Origin of the sequence: Roseomonas gilardii, from assembly GCF_001941945.1 — a bacterium.
GTDB lineage: Bacteria > Pseudomonadota > Alphaproteobacteria > Acetobacterales > Acetobacteraceae > Roseomonas.
This window is the reverse complement of the sequence record NZ_CP015583.1, coordinates 1,035,615-1,055,136: the sequence shown is the minus strand read 5'-3', so window position 1 is coordinate 1,055,136 and position 19,522 is coordinate 1,035,615. Positions and strand designations below refer to the sequence as shown.

Sequence of the window (19,522 nt, the reverse complement as noted above, 5' to 3'; positions counted from 1 at the left end):
GGAAGATCGTCCCGACACGAGATTGGGAAATCCAACAGCGTCAAGGGCCTGGAGGTAGACCCCGGGCTTGTGTCTTTTCCCTCCGGAAAGGCTCGGGCATGACACGGGCGGGCCGGGAAGGTCGCGACGACGCCTCCCTCTTCCGTGCCGGCGAAGGAGGCCATCGATGCGGCGACGTGCGCTCCTGGCGGCGGGAACATCCGGCTTGGTGACGGCGACGGGTGGCGGCCCCGTACAGGCGGCGCCCACCCCCATGCGCCGCCGCGAATGGGAGATGCAGGCGGGTGGCGAGACGGACCGGCCCTACCGGATCTACCTCGCGGAGCCCGACGCCACGCCCCCGGCGGAAGGCTTTCCGCTTTTCCTGCTGCTGGATGGCGACGGGCATTTCGATCCGGCGGTGGCGGCGCTGGAGGCACGCGGCGACGGCGCGGTGATCGCGGCCATCGGCTATCCGGGCCGGAACCGGCGCGAGCTGGATTACACCGTGCCGGCCGAGCCGCCGATCCCGGAGGAAGGCGGCGCCCCCGCCTTCCTGGCCTTCGTCCGGGACAAGCTGCTGCCCCGGCTGGCACGGGAAGCGAGGCTGGACCCGGCGGACCGAAGCCTCTTCGGCCACTCCTATGGCGGCCTCTTCGTGCTCTACGCCCTGTTCCGCCAGCCTGGCCTGTTCCGCAGCCACATCGCGGCCAGCCCCTCGATCGGCTACGGTCAGGGCACGATCCTGCCGCTGGAAGCCGGCTTCGAGGCCGCGCCGCCGGAGATCGCATCCCGCCTGCGGCTGCTGGTCACGGTTGGCGAGCTGGAGCAGCCGCGCCCGCCCGCCCCGATCACGGAACGCGCCCGCATCGCCCGGCAGGTGGACCGGGCCCATGATCTCGTGGACCGGCTTTCGAAGCTCGGCCCGGCGGGGCCCGAGGTCGCCTTCCATCTCTTTCCCGGCGAGACCCACCAGTCGGTGGTGGACCCGGCCATCCGCCTCGGCCTGGACTTCGCCCTGCGGCGCTGAGGGACGGGCGTTCAGCCCGCCTTCTTCTCCCAGCCGCGCTGCCCCTGTTGCCAGTAGGTCAGCGCATGGCCGGCCGCCTTTGCGCGGCGCCAACGGTCACGGGCGGCCTCGGTGGCCTCCGCGTCATTGCCGTCGAAGAGGTCGAGCACCCGGTCGAAACGGTCCAGCCGGGCACTTTCGGCCCCATCCACCAGGAAGAGGAAGCGAGCGCCGTTGGGGGCCTCGTCCTCCGTGGTCAGCCAGATCGGCTGCATGTCGGCATGGCCCACGGCGGGCGTGCCGTGCGGCAGCCAGTCGGGATCGGTGCTGAGCCAGAGCGAGGCGTCCAGCGCGGCCAGCCGCTCCGGCCCGCCGCAGAGCACGACGGCGCGGCCGCCGCTTTCCAGCACGCGGCCGAGCAGGCGCGGCAGGGCCTGGGCCAGCGGCGTGCGCGTCAGGTGATAGAAGCCGATCTCAGCCACGCCGCCTCCGCCGGGGCTCGAAATGGTCGCGCACGAGGCGGTCGAGCAGGCGCACGCCATAGCCGCTCGGCCCCCTGGGGCCCAGGGGGCCGTCCTCCTCCCGGCTTTCCACCCCGGCAATGTCGAGATGCGCCCAGGGGGTTGCTCCGTTCGGAGCGTCCGCCTCCGCGCCGACGAACTCCCGCAGGAAGGCGGCGGCGTGGCAGGCGTCGGGGATGCCGCGCCGGCCGGTGCCGCCGGGCCAGCACTGGCGCAGGTCGGCGATGTCGCTCCGCAGGTCCTCGCGATGCGCCGCGCCGATCGGCATGGGCCAGAGCGGCTCGCCCACCGCCTCGCCCGCCGCCAGCACCGCGTCGCGCAGCGTGTCGTCATTGCCGAACAGCCCGGCGCGGTGATGGCCCAGCGCGGTGACGATGCTGCCGGTCAGCGTGGCGAGGTCGATGACGGCGCGCGGCCGCAGCGCCGAGACCGCATGCGTCAGCGCATCGGCCAGCACCATGCGGCCCTCGGCATCCGTGTCCACCACCTCCACCGTGCGGCCGGACAGGGTGCGGACCACGTCGCCGGGGCGGAAGGAGGCGGCGCCGACCGCGTTCTCCGCCAGGGCCAGCACGGCGGCGGCGGGGGTGCGGCTGCCCCTCGCGGCGAGGGCCAGCATGGCCCCGGCGCAGGCGGCGGCCCCGGCCATGTCGGCGCGCATCTCCTCCATCCCGGCGGCGGGCTTGATGGAGATGCCGCCGGTGTCGAAGGTGATGCCCTTGCCGACGAAGACCACGGGGGCCGTGCCCGGCTCGCCCGGCCAGCGCAGCACGACGAGGCGGGGCGGTGTCGCCGATCCCTCCCCCACCGCCAGCAGCGCGCCGAAGCCGGCCCTGGCCAGATCCTTGCGGCGCCAGACCTCGACCTGCAGCCCCTCGGCGGCGAGCGCCTCCAGCCGCCGGGCGAATTCGCGCGGGTTCAGGCGGTTGCCCGGTTCCGCCACGAGGTCACGGGCGAGGAGTGTGCCGCGTATCGCGGGCTCCTGCGCCTCCCAGGCCTGGAGGGCCAGGGCGGGATCGTCGGCGAGGATGTCCAGCGCCTCCAGCGCGGGGGATTCTCCGGCTTCCTCTTCCGGCGCGGGATGGCGCAGCGCGTCGAAGCGCCAGCTCCGCAGCGCGGCGCCGGCGGCCAGGGCGGCGGCGAGGCCGGGCTCCAGCCCGCGCGCATCCAGCACCGCGTGGCGTGCGCCCGGTCGCGCACGTTGCAGCGCCAGGACGGCCTGACCGCCCGCCTCCATCCATTGGCGCTCCGACCCGCTCCCGGCGGCGGCGGGGCCGAGGCCGACCAGCACCGGGCCGTCCGGGAGCAGCGAGGCCGCCTCCCCCAACGCCCCGGTGAAGCCGGCCGCGTGGGCCCGCGACTCATGGGCAGGCGGCGCCCCGGGACGCAGCGGCAGGAGGCGGGGCAGCCCCGGCGCGGCCTCCCGGTGAAAGGCGATGCGGAGCATCAGCCCTTGCGCGGGCGGCTGCTGCCTCCGCGGCCGCGCGAGGGCCTGGCCGGCGGTGCGGCGGATGGTGCGTCCGAGGCGGGTTCCGGCGCGGCGGACAGGTCATCGGGCGTGATGGTGGCGGGCTCCGGCGTGGAGGGGAGCGGTGCGGGCTCGCCCTCCGACAGCAGCGCCGCCGAGGCGCCGTTGCCGGCCACCGCCGCCTGGGGGTCGTCCCCTGCCGGTTCCGCGGCCGGAAGCGGCGTGCCCTCGTAGTGCTCCGCCACGAGGCGGTCGAGCAGCCGCACGCCCCAGGCGGTGGCGCCCTTCGGCGTGGTCGGCTGGTCCTTGCCGCTCCAGGCCGTGCCGGCGATGTCGAGATGCGCCCAGGGGCAGCCATCGACGAAGCGCTGGATGAACTGCGCGGCGGTGATCGAGCCACCGGGGCGGCCGCCGACATTCTTCATGTCCGCGATGTCGGAGCGGATCTGCTTGTCGTAGGCATCGCCGAGCGGCATGCGCCAGGCGAGCTCGCCGGTCGCCTTGCCGGCGGCCAGGATGCGTTCCGCCAGGCCGTTGTCGTTGGAGAAGAGCCCCGCGTGCTCGTTGCCGAGTGCCACGATGATCGCGCCGGTCAGCGTGGCGAGGTCGATCATGAAGGCGGGGTCGAAGCGCTTCTTGGCGTACCACATGATGTCCGCCAGGACGAGGCGCCCCTCGGCGTCGGTGTTGATCACCTCCACCGTCTGGCCGGAGGCGGTGGTCACCACGTCGCCCGGGCGCTGCGCCGTGCCGGAGGGCATGTTCTCCACCAGCCCGACGATGCCGATCGCATCGACCTTGGCCTTGCGGCCCGCCAGCGTGGCCATCAGCCCCGCCACCGTGCCGGCGCCGGCCATGTCCCACTTCATGTCCTCCATGCCGCCGGCCGGCTTGATGGAGATGCCGCCGGTGTCGAAGGTGACGCCCTTGCCGACGAAGCAGAGGGGCTTCGCCGGCTTCTTCTCGCCTGTGCCGTTCCAGCGCAGGATCACCGTGCGCGGCTCGCGCTCCGAACCCTGGGCGACGCCGAGCAGCGCGCCGAAGCCCAGCTTGCGCATGTCCTTGGGGCCCAGCACCTCAACATCGAGGCCGAGCTTTTCCAGCTTCTCCAGCCGGCTGGCGAATTCCTCGGGATAGAGGACGTTCGGCGGCTCGCTGACCAGGTCGCGGGTGGTGAAGACGCCCTGGGCGACGGCCCGGCCGGTGGTCCAGGCCGCCTTGGCGGCGGCGGGGTCCTCGCAGAGCACCTTCAGCGCGGTCAGGCGCGGCTTGTCCTCCGCCTTCTCCGTCGTGCGGTAGCGGTCGAAGCGGTACATCCGCAGCGTGGCGCCCAGCGCGGCGCTGGCGGCGCCGTTGCTGCCGGCGAGCCCCGCCCAGCCGCCCACCGCGCGTGCATCCAGCGCCGCCGTGCCCTCGGCGGCCAGGGCGGCGACGGCCGTGCCGCCCGCCGCCTCGATCACCGGGGCGTCCAGCTCCGCGCGCTTGCCGAGGCCGACCAGCACGATCCGGTTCAGCCCGTTCCCGGGCGCGTAGAGCGTGGTGGCCTGGTTGCGCCGCGCCTTGAACTCCGCCGCAGCGATGCCGCGCGACAGGATGCCGTGCAGCGTCTGGTCCCAGTCGTGCCAGGCGCCGCCGCCCAGGTCGTCCTCCGCCAGCAGGATGGCGAGGGCGCCGCCCGTGGGAAGGGACGGCTTGGCGAAGGCGATATCGAGCATGACCGGAGAAGACTCCCTGCGACGCGTCGGGCGGCCCGCGGACAGGAGGCCCGCCCGGAAGATCCCTGCGCGGGATGGCCTCCGGGGGCTCCTGGAAAGGGCGCGGGGCCGCCCCGGTTCCGGCGCAGCGTGCCACGGCGGCGGCCCGGCGTGGAGGGGGCCAGCCCGTTTTCGCGCGCCATCCCATGGATGGCCGCCCATGGAGGCCGCCCATGGAGGCCACGTGGTTTGCCGTATGGCGCCGCACCGGCCCCGGGTCTATCCACGGTGGATGACCGATCATGAGCTTCTGGAACTGGCCGCGCGGCTGGCGCGCTCCGCCGCCGACGCCATCCTGGCGGTACGGGCCGCCGGCTTTGCCGTGGAGCGCAAGAGCGACCATTCGCCGGTGACGGAGGCCGATCATGTGGCCGAGGCCATCATCCTGGAAGGGCTGCGCGCGGCGGTGCCGGAGATCCCGGTGATCGCCGAGGAAGAGGTCTGCGCCGGCCGCATCCCCGCGCTGGCGCATCGCTACTGGCTGGTGGACCCGCTGGACGGGACGCGGGAGTTCGCCCAGGGCAGCGACAGCTTCGCCGTCTGCGTCGGGCTGGTGGAAGGCGACCGGGCGCTGCTCGGCGCCGTGGCGCTGCCGGCCACCGGGGAGGTCTTCGGCGGCCTCGTCGCGGCGGCGGGCAGGCCCGCTCTGGCCTGGAAGGAGGGCGCCGCCGGCCGCCGCGCCATCGCCGCCCGGACCCCGCCGGAGGAGGGCCTCACGGTGATGTTCAGCAACCACTATCGCGACGATCCGCGGCTGGAGCCCTTCCTGGCGGGCCGCAAGGTCGCGAAGGTGGTGAACTGCGGCTCGGCGCTGAAGTTCTGCCGGCTGGCGGAGGGCGAGGCCGATCTCTACCCGCGCTTCGGCCGCACCATGGAATGGGACACCGCCGCCGCCCAGGCCCTGCTGGAGGCCGCGGGCGGGCGGGTGCTGGACATGGCGGGGGCACCGTTCCGCTATGGCAAGCCGGGCTTCGAGAACGGCCCCTTCATCGCCTGGGGGCGCGGGGACGAGGCGCCGGGACAGGCCGCGTCATGACCGAGCGCCTGACGCCGGAGGCGATGGACCGGGCCGCCGCGCTGCTGCGGGCGGGCGAGCTGGTGGCCTTCCCCACCGAGACCGTCTATGGCCTGGGCGCCGATGCCCGCAACGGCCGGGCGGTGGCCGGGATCTTCGCCGCCAAGGGCCGCCCGCGCTTCAACCCGCTGATCTGCCATTTCCCCGATGCCGAATCCGCCTTTGCCGAGGTGGTGGCGGACGAGCGCGCCCGCAGCCTCGCGGAACGCTTCTGGCCGGGGCCGCTGACCCTGGTGCTGCCGCGGCGGCGCGCCTCGAAGGTCGATCTGCTGACCACCGCCGGCACCGAGACCATGGCGGTGCGCGTGCCCGCCCATCCCCTGGCGCAGGAGCTGCTGCGCCGTGCCGGAACGCCGGTCGCGGCGCCTTCGGCCAATCCCTCGGGCCGCGTCTCGCCGACCACGGCGGAGCATGTGGTGCAGGGGCTCGATGGGCGCATCGCGGCGGTGCTGGATGGCGGGGCCTGCGCCGTCGGGCTGGAAAGCACGGTGCTGAACCTCGCCGGCGGCCAGCCCAGCCTGCTGCGCCCCGGCGGCATCACGGTGGAGGCGATCGAGGACGTGATCGGCGCCTTCCACGACCCCCAGCTGGAGGAGGAGGTCGAGGAGATGCTCACGGTTCTGGCGCGGCAGCAGGGCCTGCCCTCGCCGGGGATGCTGCGCTCGCACTACGCACCCGGCCTGCCGGTGCGGCTGGAGGCGCGGCACCTGGACCCGCACGAGGCGCTGCTGGCCTTCGGCCGGCCCCTGCCCGGTGCCCGCCTGGCCTGGAACCTCTCCGAACGCGGCGATCTGGCCGAGGCCGCCTCGCGGCTCTTCGCCGGGCTGCGCTTCCTGGACGAGGAAGGGTCGCGGCTGGGCCTCGCCGGCATCGCCGCCATGCCCGTCCCCTTCGCGGGGCTCGGCGAGGCCATCAACGACCGGCTCCGCCGGGCGGCGGCGCCGCGCCAGGGCTGACGCGGGGCGGAACGGCGCAAGGCATCCTTAACCGCCCGGGCCGCAGAAGCGGCGGATGGACGCCCTAGAGCCCGCCGCATGATCGTCACGCCCCGCGAGGCCAGCCGGCTGATCGAGAGCGGACGGCCGATGCTGCTCACCGGCGCCGTCGGTCTCCTGCGCGGCCTGCCGCATGGCCGCTGGATCGGCGCCGGCGGGGATACCGATGGGGACGACCTGCTGACCTGTCTGGTGCCGCCCCCGGCACGGGAGATCCGGATCACCCGCCTGCCGCCCGGCGATGCCGCCGGGGTGGCACGGCTGGGGGCCGTGAGGGGCTGGCTGCTGACGCCCGGGGACCGGCTGGCGCGCCGGCTCGGGGAGCGGGCGGTCTGGCGGGCCGGGGCGCGGCGGGCGGGGGACCTGATCCTCGACGGACGTTGCGGCATGGCGCATGCCGAGGGCGCCCTGGCCCTGACGCTGCGGGAATGACGCCGCCTGCCCGGATGCGGGGCAGCCGCGAACGTTATGGAGGCACCCGCCCGCCGGGCCTCGCGATGAATTCCCCGTTGGTGCCCCGCTTCGATCCGTCCCGGCGATGACAGCCCCGGCAAACCTCGCCTAGCCTCTCCCGCAAGGCAGAGGGGGATACGGGCTTGGCCTATGCGCTGCAGCAACTGGTGAACGGCGTCTCGCTCGGCATGATCTACGGGTTGATCGCCGTGGGTTACACGATGGTCTACGGCATCGTGGGCATGATCAACTTCGCCCATGGCGACATCTTCATGATCGGCGCCTTCTCCGCCCTGATCGGCCTGCTGCTGCTGTCGGGCGGCGGCTGGATGACGGGCGGCGCGGCGATCCTGCTGGCACTGGTCTTCTCCATGGCCATCACCGGCCTTTATGGCTGGACGGTGGAACGCGTGGCCTACCGTCCCTTGCGCGGCTCCTTCCGCCTGGCGCCGCTGATCAGCGCCATCGGCATGTCCATCCTGCTGCAGAACTTCGTGCAGGTGAGCCAGGGCGCGCGCGTGAAGCCGATGGAACCGCTGGTGCCGGGTGGGCTGAACCTGTTCGAGCAGAACGGCTTCGTGGTGCAGATCTCCTGGGTGCAGATCGCCATCATGGTGGTGACGCTGGTGGTGCTCGCGATCTTCACCATCCTGGTGACGCGCACTTCGCTCGGCCGCGCCATGCGGGCGGTGGAGCAGGACCGCAAGATGGCTGCGCTGCTCGGCGTGAACGTGGACCGCACCATCTCGCTGGCCTTCGTGATCGGCGCCGCGCTCGCCGCCGTGGCCGGCACGCTCTACCTCGTGCGCTATGGCGTGATCGACTTCTACATCGGCTTCCTGGCCGGGGTGAAAGCCTTCACCGCCGCCGTGCTGGGCGGCATCGGCTCACTGCCGGGCGCGGTGCTGGGCGGGCTGCTGATCGGGCTGATCGAGACCTTCTGGAGCGCCTATTTCTCCGTGCAGTACAAGGATGTCGCCGCCTTCTCGATCCTGGCGCTGACGCTGCTCTTCCTGCCCACCGGCCTGCTCGGCCGCCACGAGGTCGAGAAGGTATGAGCGGCAACGCGCCGGAAGACGACGTCCCGGGCGGGGCGGCCGCGCTGGGCGGATCGGCCACGGGCGCGCCTCGCCCCGGTGGCGCCGGGCATCTGGACGACGGCGTGCCCGCACCGGGCGAGGCGGGCGGCATCCCGCGCCCGCTGCCCGGAGCCTCGCCCGAGCCGCCCACCGGACGGCCCCTGCCCCTCGGCGCCGCGCTGCGGGAGGCGGTGCTGGCCGCGCTGGTGGCGCTGGGCCTCTTCGTGCCGCTGGTCGGGCTGCGCACGGAACCGGGCGATGGCGGCCTCGTGCTGCGCACGCGCTGGGCGGATGTGGCGATCCTCGTCGCCCTCACCTTCGCCGGGCGCTTCCTGCTGGCGCTCTGGCACCGGCGGCGGCGCTCCGCCGCGCAGCGCGCCTGGTCGCCGCGCCTGCCCTCCTGGATCGGGCGGGTGGTGGCGCCGCTGCTGCTCCTGCTGGGCGTCGCCCTCCCCTTCCTGCCGGGCGTGGGGCGCTACGAGCTCGACCTCGCCGTGCTGGTGGCGACCTATGTGATGCTGGGCTGGGGGCTGAACATCGTGGTCGGCCTCGCCGGGCTGCTGGATCTCGGCTACGTCGCCTTCTACGCGGTCGGCGCCTATGCCTATGCGCTGCTGGCGCTGAACTTCGGCCTCAGCTTCTGGATCTGCCTGCCGCTCGCCGGCATCCTCGCCGCCTTCTGGGGCGTGATCCTGGGCTTTCCCGTGCTGCGCCTGCGCGGCGACTACCTCGCCATCGTGACCCTGGCCTTCGGCGAGATCATCCGCATCGTGCTGATCAACTGGGTCTCGCTCACCGGCGGGCCGAACGGGCTGTCCGGCATCCCGCGCCCCAGCTTCTTCGGGCTGGAATTCGGCATGGGCGGCGGACCCGATACCTTCGCCGGCTATTTCGGCCTGACGCCCTCGCCGCTGCACCGGGTGATCTTCCTCTACTACCTGATCCTCGCCCTGGCGCTGCTGACCAACTGGGTGACGCTGCGGCTGCGGCGCCAGCCGCTGGGCCGGGCCTGGGAGGCGCTGCGCGAGGACGAGATCGCGGCGCGCGCGCTGGGCATCAACATCACCACGACCAAGCTGACCGCTTTCGCGCTGGGCGCCATGTTCGGCGGCTTCGCCGGCGCCTTCTTCGCCACGCGGCAGGCCTTCGTCAGCCCGGAAAGCTTCACCTTCATCGAGAGCGCCATCATCCTCGCCATCGTGGTGCTGGGCGGGCTGGGCTCGCAGCTCGGCGTGGCCATCGCCGCGCTGGTGATGATCGGCGGCTTCGAGGTGTTCCGCGACCTGCAGGAATGGCGGATGCTGGTCTTCGGCATCGCCATGGTGACCATCATGGTCTGGCGCCCGCGCGGCCTCGTCTCGACCCGCAGGCCCACCGTCTCGCTCGGCAAGGCGCGCGCCATCTCGGGCGATCTGGTCGGGGAGGGCCGGGGATGAGCGGAACCACGGAAGCGCCCCCGATCCTGGAGGTCGAGGGGCTGACCATGCGCTTCGGCGGGCTGACCGCCGTGGGCGACGTCTCCTTCCAGGCGCGGCGCGGGCAGATCACGGCGCTGATCGGCCCCAACGGCGCCGGCAAAACCACCTGCTTCAACTGCATCACCGGCTTCTACCGGCCGAGTTCCGGCACCATCCGCCTGCACCGCGACACGGGAACGGAGGCGCTGCACCGGCTGGCGGGGCATCGCATCGCCCGGGCCGGGGTGGCGCGGACCTTCCAGAACATCCGCCTCTTCGCCGGCATGACGGTGCTGGAGAACCTGCTGGTGGCGCAGCACAACACGCTGATGGCAGCCACCGGCTTCGGCATCGGCGCGGTGCTGGGCCTGTCGCGCTATCCGAAGGCGGAACGGGAGGCAATCGGGCTGGCCACGCACTGGCTGGAGGAGACCGGCCTGCTGGCCCGCGCCGACGAGCCGGCGGGCGCCCTGCCCTATGGCGACCAGCGGCGGCTGGAGATCGCGCGGGCCATGTGCACCAACCCCTCCCTGCTCTGCCTTGACGAACCGGCGGCGGGGCTCAACCCGCGCGAAAGCGAGGAGCTCGCCCGGCTGGTGCGGCGGATCAAGGAGACCGGCTGCACGGTGCTGTTGATCGAGCATGACATGGGCGTGGTGATGGGCATCTCCGACCGCGTGGTGGTGCTGGACCATGGCAAGCTGATCGCCGACGACGTGCCGCTGGCGGTGCGCCGCGATCCGGCGGTGATCGCCGCCTATCTCGGCGAGGGCGAGGAAGGCGAGGAGGAACACGCGGCGTGAGCATGCTGGAGCTGCACGGCGTCTCCGCCGCCTATGGCGCGGTGCGCGCGCTGAACGATGTCACCATCCGTGTGAACCAGGGGGAGATCGTGGCCCTGATCGGCGCCAACGGCGCCGGCAAGTCCACGCTGCTGATGACGATCTGCGGGTCGCCCCAGGCGCGCTCCGGGCGGATCCTGTTCAATGGCACGGACATTACCGGCCTGCCGACGCATGAGGTGGTGCGGCTGGGCATCGCGCAGTCGCCGGAGGGGCGGCGGATCTTCCCGCGCATGAGCGTGCGGGAGAACCTGCTGATGGGCGCGCAGCAGTTCGGGCACGATCCGGAGCCGGGCATGGTGCGGGCCTTCCAGCTCTTTCCGCGTCTCAAGGAGCGGGAGGCGCAGCGAGGCGGCACGCTTTCGGGCGGCGAGCAGCAGATGCTGGCCATCGCCCGGGCGCTGATGGCGCAACCCCGGCTGCTGCTGCTGGACGAGCCCTCGCTCGGCCTCGCGCCGCTGATCGTGCGCGGGATCTTCGATGCCATCCGCATGCTGAACGAGACGGAGGGGCTGACGGTGCTGCTGGTGGAGCAGAACGCCAACCAGGCGCTCCGCCTCGCCCATCGCGGCTATGTGCTGGTGAACGGTCGGATCACCATGGAGGATACCGGCCGCGCCCTGCTGGCACGGCCGGAGGTGCGGGAAGCCTATCTGGGCGGCTGAAGGCCCCCGCGGTACGGCTCCAGGGCGGGATTGCCGTCCGCCCTGGAGCCGGCCTGTCAGACCGCGTGGACCTCCGGCTCGCGCTGCCAGAAGCGGAGATCGCCGCAGGCCTTGAGGAAGGCCGCCGCATCCGCCTTCCCGCCGAGCGCGATCACCCCGCCATCGGGCTTGTCGATGCCGGCCTTCTCCAGCAGCGGCTTCGCCTCGGCGCTGTGCGCGATGAACTTGGCGTGGGCGAAGGCGTCGCTGACGAAGTCCTTCGCCGTGGCTTCCTTGGAAAGCAGCTTCGCCCCTTCCTCGGACAGCACCACCGCCACCGCGTCATAGAGCACGGAAGGGCCGCCATTGACCTTCTGCTGCGCCTCGTGCCGGGTGCCCGCGCTGTCCACGATCCCGCCGACCTGCGGCGCGACCAGCTCCACCATGGCGCCCTCCGCCTGAGCGGCCGCCATCAGCGCCTGGAGCAGCTTCGCATCCGCCCCGTCGCTCGCCAGGATGCCCAGCTTGCGTCCCTTGAAGCTCTTGGGGCCGTTCTGGATGATGCTGAGCGACGGCGAGGGCGGCAGGTCCCTGATCACCGGCCGGGCGGGCGGTGCCGCTTCCGGCATCGGCTCCAGCCGCAGCCCCTCGGCCACCTTCATGGCCAGGTCCTCGTCCACGTTCCGCAGGTTGGCGACCATGCGGGCGCGGATGGCGGGGGTCTCGACTTTGCTCAGCTCGAAGACGAAGGCATCCTTGATGTGGGTCTGCTCCGTCGGCGTCTGGCTGCGGTAGAACTGGACGGCCTGGCTGAAATGGTCGGCGAAGAGCTCGGCCCGGATGCGCCGCTTCTCGCCCTGCTCCTGGGACGGAAAGCTACGGAAGCCGCGCTTCGGGTCCTCGCGCGGGCCGCCCTGGGCACCCCAGGAATTGGGCTCGTAATTGGCGCGGCCCTTGGGGTTCCGCATCGCCATGTGCCCGTCCTGCTGGAAGTTGCAGACCTGGGTCTTCGGCGCGTTGACGGGGATATGGGTGAAGTTGGGGCCGCCGAGCCGCTTCAGCTGCGTGTCGAGATAGGAGAAGTTGCGCCCCTGCAGCAGCGGGTCGTTGGTGAAGTCGATGCCCGGCACGACGTTCTGCGTGCAGAAGGCCACCTGCTCCGTCTCGGCGAAGAAGTTGTCCACCGTGCGGTCCAGGACCATGCGGCCGACGATGCGGACCGGCACCTGCTCCTCGGGGATGATCTTGGTGGCGTCCAGGATGTCGAACTCGAACTTCTCCGCGAAGTCGTCGTCGAAGAGCTGCACGCCCAGCTCCCATTCCGGGAAATCCCCGGCCTGGATCGCACTCCACAGGTCACGGCGATGGAAATCCGGATCGGCGCCGTTGATCTTCAGCGCCTCGTTCCACATCACCGATTGCAGGCCCAGCTTCGGCTTCCAATGGAACTTCACATAGGTGGACTTCCCTTCCGCGTTGACGAAGCGGAAGCTGTGGACGCCGAAGCCCTCCATGAAGCGGAAGGAGCGGGGGATGGCCCGGTCGGACATGATCCACATCAGCATGTGGGTGGCCTCCGGACTGAGCGAGGCGAAGTCCCAGAAATTGTCATGCGCCGTCTGCGCCTGGGGGAAGCCCCGGTCGGGCTCCTGCTTCGCGGCATGGATCAGGTCGGGGAACTTGATCGCGTCCTGGATGAAGAAGACGGGGATGTTGTTGCCGACGAGATCCCAGTTGCCTTCCTTGGTATAGAACTTCACCGCGAAGCCGCGCACGTCGCGGGCCAGGTCGGCGGAGCCTTTGTTGCCCGCCACGGTGGAGAAGCGCACGAAGACCGGCACCTTCTCGCCCGGCCGCTGGAACAGGTCCGCTGCGGTGATGTCGGCCAGGGATTCCGTCGGCTCGAAATAGCCATGGACGCCGAAGCCGCGCGCATGCACCACGCGCTCCGGGATGCGCTCATGGTCGAAGTGGAAGATCTTCTCGCGGAAGTGGAAATCCTCCAGCAGCGAGGGTCCGCGCGCGCCGATCTTCAGCGTGTTCTGGTCGTCGGAAACCGGGATGCCCTGCTGCGTCGTCAGGGTCTCGACACCATCGCCCGCGACCTGATGGGTCTCCCCCCCCTGCCCCCGCAGGATCTCCTGGTCGCCCAGTTGCACAGGCTGGTACTCGTTCCGGGGATTGGAAGCCATGATTCTACTCCGCACTCGACATCGGACGGGGTGCTGCCGCCTGCGGGCGCACCCTTCTCCCCGCTGTAACGGCGCGCCACCACGAAGCGTCGGATGGCAAACCACTCTGTCACGCGAACTTGCACCCCCGGGCGGCAGCGCCGGCGGCCCGGGCCATGCCCAGGGCCGCCGCCGGTCTCCGGCACTCGTCCGGCGCGCAAACGCCCGCTTGGCTGCCATGCGCTTCACGCTTTAGGCTTCCATGACAACGGCCCGGCTCCCGGGCCCGTGGCCAGCGGAGTCCAGGCAAGCATGCTCACCGTCCAACGCCGCGTCCTTCTCGGGGCGGCCCTCGCCGCGCCCGCCATCCTCGGAAGCCGTGTCGGCCGTGCCCAGGGCGCCCCCCTGCGCGTCGCCACGGTCGGGCCGCTGACCGGCCAGTACGCCGCCTTCGGCGCGCAGATGCGCAACGGCGCGGAACAGGCGGTGACCGACATCAACGCCGCCGGCGGCGTGCTGGGCCAGAAGCTGGCGCTGGAGCTGGGCGACGATGCCTGCGACCCGCGCCAGGCGGTCTCGGTGGCCAACCAGATGGCCGGGCGGCAGGTGAAGCTGGTGGCCGGGCATTTCTGCTCCGGCTCCTCGATCCCGGCGAGCAAGGTCTATGGCGAGGAAGGGGTGCTGCAGATCAGCCCCGGCTCGACCAACCCGGTCTATACGGACAAGGGGAGCTGGAACACCTTCCGCGTCTGCGGGCGGGACGACCAGCAGGGCGCCGTGGCCGGCAAGTACATCGCTGCGAACTTCAAGGGCAAGCCGATCGCCATCCTCCATGACAACTCGGCCTATGGGAAAGGCCTGGCGGACGAGACCAAGAAGGCGCTGAACGCCGCCGGGGTGAACGAGGCGCTCTATGCCGCCTATACGCCGGGCGAGCCGGACTACAGCGCCATCGTTTCCCGCCTGAAGGCGGCCAATATCGCGGTGATCTATGTCGGCGGCTACCACACCGAGTCCGGCAAGATCCTGCGCCAGGCCAAGGAGCAGGGCATGCAGGTCACCCTGATCGGCGGCGATGCGCTGGTGACCAACGAGTTCTGGCAGATCACCGGCCCGGCGGGCGAGGGCACGCTGATGACCTTCGCCCCCGATATCCGCACCCGCCCTGCCGCGGCCCCCGTGGTGGCCCGCTTCAAGGCCCGTAACATCGATCCGGAAGGCTACACGCTCTATACCTATGCGGCGGTGCAGATCTGGGCCGATGCGGCGGAGAAGGCGAAGACCGCCGACCCGCAGAAGGTGGCGCAGGCGCTGAAGTCCGGCGGCCCGTGGAAGTCGGTGTTGGGCGAGACCAGCTTTGACAGCAAGGGCGACCCGACCGTGGCCGACTATGTCTTCTATGTCTGGAAGGACGGCAACTACGCCCAGATGTGAGAACGGGGCTGGGGCGGGTCTTGTGGCGCCCGCGCGCCCTCCCCACATCGGCTTCTGTCTTCAACAAACGAAAGGAGGTGATCCAGTGTCTCATTGCACCCAGCCGGAACTCCGCTGCGCGACCGGGATCACTGCTCACGCCATGATCGGGGCGGGATTCTGAGTTTTTCGCCTGCCGGATGACGGCATGCGCAATGCGAGGCCCCGGGGCGAAAGCTCCGGGGCCTTTCTGCTGTCTGGCCCCCGTGGCACCGGCTCCGGACCGGCCCTCCCTCTCCGACCCGTCCGTCATGGTGTGACCGGCCCGCCACAAACACGTACGGCGTGCAAACCCCTCGCAAACCGATGTGTCGGGGTGGCGTTCCAGCGGTGGAACACGAACGCCGGAACACAACAATGTCCTACCAGACCACTACCCCTGACCTCGCCGTGCCCGAAGGGGCACCCGCCCTGTTCCCACGCACCGCCTGGGGCGCCATCCTGGCCGGCGCCCTGGTCGCCATCGCCGTCGGCGCCACGCTGAACATCCTGGGCATCGCCGTGGGCGCCACGACGATCAATGCCGTGGACCGCAGCACTCCGGATGCGTCGAGCTTCGGCATCGCCGCCAGCATTTGGCTGGTCGTCGCCAACCTGCTGGGCCTGGTCGCCGGCGGCTATGTGGCGGCGCGGCTTTCCGGCACGGCCGACAAGCGCGATGCCGCCCTGCACGGGCTGGCCACCTGGGCCAGCGCCTTCCTGGTTTCCGCCGTGCTGCTGGGCAGCGCCGTCTCGGGTGTCGCCCATACCGCGGGCAATGCGGTCGGCTCCCTTCTCGGCGGCGCGGGCCGTGCCGTCTCCTCCGCGGCGCAGACGGCCGCCCAGGCCACGCCGCAGGTGGACCAGCAGGCCCTGGTCAACCGTGCCAGCCAGGCGCTGTCCCGGCCCAATGACGTGAGCGCCATGAACGGCGACCAGCGCGCCGCGGAGATCGCTTCGATCGTCGGCCAGGGCATCACCCAGGGCAACCTGAACGACGGCCAGCGGACGCGGCTGAACCAGCTCGTCGCGGCCCAGGCCGGCATCTCCGAGCAGGAGGCGGCGCAGCGCGTGCAGCAGTACGAGCAGCAGGCGAGGCAGACGGCCGCCGAGGCGGAGCAGAAGGCCCGCGAGGCGGCCAATGCCGCGGCGACCGGCACCGCCGTGGGCGCCTTCTGGATCTTCGCGACGCTGATCCTGGGTGCCTTCGCCGCGATCCTGGGCGCCCGGATGGGTGTGCGAGAGATCGTCGGCATTACGGATCGTCGCTACGCCTGATCCCGGGAGTTCCTGCGGCGGCCCCCGGCGCCGCAGGGCCTTCCCCCGGGCGCGTTGCGATCAACGAGGGCGCCAGGACCGCGAGGTCCTGGCGTCTTCATGTCGGGCTCCGGCCGGAACGGTCAGGCCAGCTCGGTGCCGACGACGCGGTAGTCGCGTCCCCACCAGATCAGGCCGGATTCCGAATGGCCGAGTGCGATGGCCTTCACCGTGCCGAACAGCACGCTGTGGGTGCCCTTCTCCACCACATCCTCGATCACGCAGTCCACCGCCGCGGAGGCTCCTTCCAGGGCTGGCGCGCCGGTCGAGAGCACCGTCCAGCTCCCCGTGCCGAAGCGTTCGTCCATGGTGGTGGTGGTGAAGCCGGCGAAGCTGTCCGAGACCGGACGATGCGGCCCGCCCAGCACGTTCACGCACATCACGCCGTTCTGGATGACATAGGGATAGGCGCGGCTGCTGCGGTTGACGCAGACCAGGAGCATGGCGGGGTCGTCCGTCACGCTGCAGACCGCGCTGGCGGTGAAGCCGGCGCGGCCCGCCGGGCCCGCGGTGGTGATGATGTTCACCGCGGCGCCCAGCCGCGACATGGCGTCCCGGAACTGTGTGCGGAGGGCATCCATGGCGAAGTCTCCCGTGACCGCAGGGTCGCATGGTCCCGGTCGAGGCACGGGGGCCCTGTCCAGGGACAGATGGGTGGCCGCGTCAGCGTGAACGAGGGGTGTCCTGCATCGCGGCGCAATACCGGCTACCCTGGCGGGAGATTCACGGAAGGGGAAGCCACAGATGGCCGAAAACACCAGGGGAATCGCCACCGGCACCACCACCATCCAGGCGACCGACGGCAGCGGCGGCTTCGGCGCCTATGTCGCGCGCCCCACGGGGCGGGAGGAGCCTTTGGGCGCGGTGGTGATGATCCAGGAGATCTTCGGGGTGAACCACGCCATGCGCGCGCTCTGCGAATGGGTGGCGGATATGGGTTTCCTGGCCATCTCGCCCGACCTGTTCTGGCGCCTGGAGCCGGGCGTGGAGCTGACCGACGGCTCCGAGAAGGAGTGGCAGCGCGCCTTCGAGCTGATGAACGCCTTCGACCAGCAGAAGGGCGTCGAGGACCTCAAGGCCACGCTGGAGGTGGCGCGGAGGATGGAGGGCGCCAACGGCAAGGCGGGGACGATGGGCTTCTGCCTGGGCGGGCGGCTGGCCACGATGATGGCGCTGGAATCCGACGCCGATTGCAACATCTCCTATTACGGCGTGGGCCTCGACGGGCTGCTGGGCGCGGCGCAGAAGATCAGCAAGCCGCTGATCCTGCACATCGCCGAGAAGGACCGCTTCGTGCCGCCGGAGGCGCAGGAGAAGATCCGCGCCATGCTGGACGGGCACCCGACCGCCACCGCCTATACCTATCCCGGCGTGGACCATGCCTTCGCCCGCATGGGGGGCCATTCCTGGGACGGCCTGGCCGCCACCATCGCCAATGGCCGCAGCGCCGAGTTGCTGCAGCGCTGCCTCGCCTGAGGCCATGGTGCTGAACCGGCGGCGCCTCGCCCTGTCGCTGGCGGGGGCCGCCCTTGGTGCCGGCACCGCTGCTGGCGCCGAGGGCGACGGCTTCTTCCGGGAGGCCGTGCCGGCGCTGCTCGCCCCCATCCGCGCGGCGGCGCAGGCGCTGGGCGGACCGGGCCTGCTCAAGTCCTATGTCACCGATGGCGGCGAGGCCTTCGACCGCAGCCATGCCGAGGTGGCCTATACCTATGACAATGCCGTCGCGGGCCTCGCTTTGCTGGCGGCGGGCGAATTGGCGCCGGCCGCCCGTCTGGCGGAGGGGCTGCGCCTCGCCCAGTCCCAGGACCGGTTCTGGACGGATGGGCGGCTGCGCAACGCCTATGCCGCCGGCCGGCAGGTGCCCGATGCCCCGGCCAGCGCCCGGCCGCCCGGCTGGTGGGACACCGCCTCCGGCCGCTGGATCGAGGATGGCTATGCGGCGGGCTCGGCCAGCGGTCCCGTCGCCTTCGCGATGCTGCTCTGGACCGCCCTGGCCGCCTCCCCCGGCTATGCCGCCTTCCGCGCCGCGGCGGAACGGGCCGCCGACTGGGTGGGGCGGGACTGCGTGGCGCCCCGGGGCTTCACCGGCGGCACGCTGGGGCATGAACCGCAGCCGGAGCGGCAGGCCTGGCTCTCGACCGAGCAGAACTTGGACCTCGCCGTGGCCTTCGCGCGGCTGGGCCGGCACGACGCTGCCGCGAAGGCTGCCGGATTCGTGCGCGGCCTCTGGCGCCCGGCCGAGGGGCGCTTCGCCGCCGGGCTGACGCCACAGGGCGAGGTGAACGAGGATTCGGCGGTGGATGCCAATCTCTGGCCGCTCCTGGCCTTCCGGGAACCGCGCTTCGCCCCGGCGCTGGACTGGGTCCTGGCGCGGCACGGCCTGCCGGGCGGCGCCCCGGCGCGGGAGCTGGAGGGGCTGGACTTCAACACCGATCGCGACGGGATCTGGCTGGAGGGGACGGCCCAGGCCGCCTTGCTGCTGCGCCGCCAGGGTGATGCGGCACTGGCAGAGCGCTTCCTGCGAACCGTGCTGCGCGAGCGGGACGCGGCGGGCTGGGTCAGGGCGGCGACCGTCCCCTGGCTCACCACCGGATTCTACAACGGGGAGATCCCTTTCCTTTACCCGCGGCGCGGGCATCTGGCGGCGAATGGCTGGGCGGTGCTGGCCGCGCTGGATGTCAGCCCCTTCGACGCTCCCCCGCCCTGATCTCGTAGAGCAGATGGTGGTGCAGCGGATGCTCCGGCTCCAGCCGGGGATGGCCGAAGCCGCCAATCCGCTGCATGCCGAGCCGTTCCATCAAGCCCCAGGAGGCGGTGTTGGCGGGCACGGTAAAAGCCACGATCCGATCCAGCCCAAGCGGGCCGAACCCCGCATCCAACACCTGTTCCGCGGCCTCCCGCGCCAGACCCTGCCCGTGGCGGGAGGCAGTGAAGCGCCAGGCGATCTCCACGGCCGGGGTGAAGGGAGCCTCCCACCGGACATGCGCCAAGCCGCAGAGGCCGATCAGTTGTCCCGAAGCCCGTTCCTCCACCGCCCAGGCACCCCAGCCATGTTCCGCGAAGTGCTGGTCGATTCGGTCGAGCATGGCATCCGATTCCGGCCGTGTCAGGGGCGGGAGATGGCGCCTTACCTCCGGTTCAGCATTGAGCGCGAAGAAGGCTGGCCGGTCTTCTGCCCGCCAGCGGCGAAGGCGGGTCCGGAGGGTCAGGAATTCCATGGCCCCAAAGCTATAACGGATTGGTCCCGCTGGAGACCCAGATGACGAAACGGCACCGGTCCCTTCGGACAGGTGCCGTTGTCGTCCA

General features: G+C 71.6%; 17 protein-coding genes and 1 pseudogene. 12 read left to right on the top strand and 6 right to left on the bottom strand.

Annotated elements, in window-relative coordinates; genetic code table 11:
* Positions 1 to 166 precede the first annotated feature (166 nt).
* On the top strand, positions 167 to 1,009 hold the full coding sequence (locus RGI145_RS04615) for an alpha/beta hydrolase (RefSeq protein ID WP_075797429.1): 843 nt from the start codon (positions 167 to 169) through the stop codon (positions 1,007 to 1,009).
* Positions 1,010 to 1,020: 11 nt separating this feature from the next.
* Here RGI145_RS04615 and RGI145_RS04610 read toward each other — a convergent pair whose 3' ends face one another.
* The 3 genes and pseudogenes from RGI145_RS04610 to RGI145_RS04600 all read right to left on the bottom strand — a co-directional run.
* Positions 1,021 to 1,470 carry a DNA polymerase III subunit chi gene (locus RGI145_RS04610; RefSeq protein WP_075797428.1) on the bottom strand — a complete coding sequence of 150 codons (450 nt, stop codon included), beginning with the start codon at positions 1,468 to 1,470 and terminating at the stop codon, positions 1,021 to 1,023.
* Complete coding sequence (locus RGI145_RS04605; protein ID WP_075797427.1) at positions 1,463 to 2,956, bottom strand: leucyl aminopeptidase family protein; 1,494 nt, start codon at positions 2,954 to 2,956, stop codon at positions 1,463 to 1,465. Before RGI145_RS04605 ends, RGI145_RS04610 begins: the two co-directional genes overlap by 8 nt.
* Positions 2,957 to 3,198: 242 nt before the next feature.
* Positions 3,199 to 4,692: pseudogene (locus RGI145_RS04600) on the bottom strand (leucyl aminopeptidase); the annotation flags it as partial.
* Between the two features lie 271 nt (positions 4,693 to 4,963).
* On the opposite strand from RGI145_RS04600, the gene cysQ reads away from it, so the two are divergent.
* From cysQ to RGI145_RS04565, 7 genes are all read left to right on the top strand, one after another.
* A complete protein-coding gene (gene cysQ, locus RGI145_RS04595; protein ID WP_075799836.1) occupies positions 4,964 to 5,767 on the top strand; it encodes a 3'(2'),5'-bisphosphate nucleotidase CysQ in 804 nt (267 codons plus the stop codon).
* Positions 5,764 to 6,762, top strand: a complete 999-nt coding sequence (locus tag RGI145_RS04590) for an L-threonylcarbamoyladenylate synthase (RefSeq protein WP_075797425.1) — start codon at positions 5,764 to 5,766, stop codon at positions 6,760 to 6,762. Before cysQ ends, RGI145_RS04590 begins: the two co-directional genes overlap by 4 nt.
* Positions 6,763 to 6,840: 78 nt before the next feature.
* Positions 6,841 to 7,233: a hypothetical protein gene (locus RGI145_RS04585; protein ID WP_075797424.1), complete on the top strand. Its 393-nt coding sequence runs from the start codon at positions 6,841 to 6,843 to the stop codon at positions 7,231 to 7,233.
* Positions 7,234 to 7,397: 164 nt separating this feature from the next.
* Positions 7,398 to 8,312: an ABC transporter permease subunit gene (locus tag RGI145_RS04580; protein ID WP_075797423.1), complete on the top strand. Its 915-nt coding sequence runs from the start codon at positions 7,398 to 7,400 to the stop codon at positions 8,310 to 8,312.
* Positions 8,309 to 9,769: a high-affinity branched-chain amino acid ABC transporter permease LivM gene (gene livM / locus RGI145_RS04575; protein WP_237183205.1), complete on the top strand. Its 1,461-nt coding sequence runs from the start codon at positions 8,309 to 8,311 to the stop codon at positions 9,767 to 9,769. The genes RGI145_RS04580 and livM overlap by 4 nt, the downstream gene beginning before the upstream one ends.
* The gene (locus RGI145_RS04570) at positions 9,766 to 10,593 is read left to right on the top strand and encodes an ABC transporter ATP-binding protein (protein WP_075797422.1); all 828 of its coding nucleotides are present in this window, start codon (positions 9,766 to 9,768) and stop codon (positions 10,591 to 10,593) included. The genes livM and RGI145_RS04570 overlap by 4 nt, the downstream gene beginning before the upstream one ends.
* Positions 10,590 to 11,297: an ABC transporter ATP-binding protein gene (locus tag RGI145_RS04565; protein ID WP_456316115.1), complete on the top strand. Its 708-nt coding sequence runs from the start codon at positions 10,590 to 10,592 to the stop codon at positions 11,295 to 11,297. Before RGI145_RS04570 ends, RGI145_RS04565 begins: the two co-directional genes overlap by 4 nt.
* Positions 11,298 to 11,353: 56 nt before the next feature.
* On the opposite strand, the gene RGI145_RS04560 is transcribed toward RGI145_RS04565, so the two are convergent.
* On the bottom strand, positions 11,354 to 13,468 hold the full coding sequence (locus tag RGI145_RS04560; protein WP_075797420.1) for a catalase: 2,115 nt from the start codon (positions 13,466 to 13,468) through the stop codon (positions 11,354 to 11,356).
* Positions 13,469 to 13,759: 291 nt separating this feature from the next.
* Here RGI145_RS04560 and RGI145_RS04555 point away from each other — a divergent pair, with 291 nt between their 5' ends.
* Together RGI145_RS04555 and RGI145_RS04550 are read left to right on the top strand one after the other, a co-directional pair.
* Positions 13,760 to 14,881 (top strand): branched-chain amino acid ABC transporter substrate-binding protein, encoded by a 1,122-nt coding sequence (locus RGI145_RS04555; protein ID WP_075797419.1) that lies wholly within the window; start codon positions 13,760 to 13,762, stop codon positions 14,879 to 14,881.
* Positions 14,882 to 15,277: 396 nt separating this feature from the next.
* Positions 15,278 to 16,177: a hypothetical protein gene (locus RGI145_RS04550; protein ID WP_075797418.1), complete on the top strand. Its 900-nt coding sequence runs from the start codon at positions 15,278 to 15,280 to the stop codon at positions 16,175 to 16,177.
* 122 nt (positions 16,178 to 16,299) lie between these two features.
* Here RGI145_RS04550 and RGI145_RS04545 read toward each other — a convergent pair whose 3' ends face one another.
* On the bottom strand, positions 16,300 to 16,797 hold the full coding sequence (locus tag RGI145_RS04545; RefSeq protein ID WP_075797417.1) for a flavin reductase: 498 nt from the start codon (positions 16,795 to 16,797) through the stop codon (positions 16,300 to 16,302).
* A 163-nt stretch (positions 16,798 to 16,960) separates the two neighbouring features.
* On the opposite strand from RGI145_RS04545, the gene RGI145_RS04540 reads away from it, so the two are divergent.
* Both RGI145_RS04540 and RGI145_RS04535 read left to right on the top strand, forming a co-directional pair.
* Positions 16,961 to 17,692: a dienelactone hydrolase family protein gene (locus RGI145_RS04540; RefSeq protein ID WP_075797416.1), complete on the top strand. Its 732-nt coding sequence runs from the start codon at positions 16,961 to 16,963 to the stop codon at positions 17,690 to 17,692.
* A gap of 4 nt (positions 17,693 to 17,696) precedes the next feature.
* A complete protein-coding gene (locus RGI145_RS04535; RefSeq protein WP_075797415.1) occupies positions 17,697 to 18,923 on the top strand; it encodes a hypothetical protein in 1,227 nt (408 codons plus the stop codon).
* Here the strand turns inward: RGI145_RS04535 and RGI145_RS04530 are convergent.
* Complete coding sequence (locus RGI145_RS04530; RefSeq protein ID WP_075797414.1) at positions 18,895 to 19,434, bottom strand: GNAT family N-acetyltransferase; 540 nt, start codon at positions 19,432 to 19,434, stop codon at positions 18,895 to 18,897. The genes RGI145_RS04535 and RGI145_RS04530 overlap by 29 nt on opposite strands.
* Positions 19,435 to 19,522: the final 88 nt, after the last annotated feature.

What these genes read in the sequence shown, in the direction of transcription:
- RGI145_RS04560 (WP_075797420.1), bottom strand. Translation starts at nt 13,468, where the DNA reads ATGGCTTCCAATCCCCGGAACGAGTACCAGCCTGTGCAACTGGGCGAC.
- RGI145_RS04550 (WP_075797418.1), top strand. Translation starts at nt 15,278, where the DNA reads ATGTCCTACCAGACCACTACCCCTGACCTCGCCGTGCCCGAAGGGGCA.
- RGI145_RS04540 (WP_075797416.1), top strand. Translation starts at nt 16,961, where the DNA reads ATGGCCGAAAACACCAGGGGAATCGCCACCGGCACCACCACCATCCAG.
- RGI145_RS04605 (WP_075797427.1), bottom strand. Translation starts at nt 2,956, where the DNA reads ATGCTCCGCATCGCCTTTCACCGGGAGGCCGCGCCGGGGCTGCCCCGC.
- RGI145_RS04530 (WP_075797414.1), bottom strand. Translation starts at nt 19,434, where the DNA reads ATGGAATTCCTGACCCTCCGGACCCGCCTTCGCCGCTGGCGGGCAGAA.
- RGI145_RS04570 (WP_075797422.1), top strand. Translation starts at nt 9,766, where the DNA reads ATGAGCGGAACCACGGAAGCGCCCCCGATCCTGGAGGTCGAGGGGCTG.
- RGI145_RS04555 (WP_075797419.1), top strand. Translation starts at nt 13,760, where the DNA reads ATGCTCACCGTCCAACGCCGCGTCCTTCTCGGGGCGGCCCTCGCCGCG.
- RGI145_RS04615 (WP_075797429.1), top strand. Translation starts at nt 167, where the DNA reads ATGCGGCGACGTGCGCTCCTGGCGGCGGGAACATCCGGCTTGGTGACG.
- RGI145_RS04585 (WP_075797424.1), top strand. Translation starts at nt 6,841, where the DNA reads ATGATCGTCACGCCCCGCGAGGCCAGCCGGCTGATCGAGAGCGGACGG.
- RGI145_RS04545 (WP_075797417.1), bottom strand. Translation starts at nt 16,797, where the DNA reads ATGGATGCCCTCCGCACACAGTTCCGGGACGCCATGTCGCGGCTGGGC.
- RGI145_RS04535 (WP_075797415.1), top strand. Translation starts at nt 17,697, where the DNA reads ATGGTGCTGAACCGGCGGCGCCTCGCCCTGTCGCTGGCGGGGGCCGCC.
- livM (WP_237183205.1), top strand. Translation starts at nt 8,309, where the DNA reads ATGAGCGGCAACGCGCCGGAAGACGACGTCCCGGGCGGGGCGGCCGCG.
- RGI145_RS04590 (WP_075797425.1), top strand. Translation starts at nt 5,764, where the DNA reads ATGACCGAGCGCCTGACGCCGGAGGCGATGGACCGGGCCGCCGCGCTG.
- cysQ (WP_075799836.1), top strand. Translation starts at nt 4,964, where the DNA reads ATGACCGATCATGAGCTTCTGGAACTGGCCGCGCGGCTGGCGCGCTCC.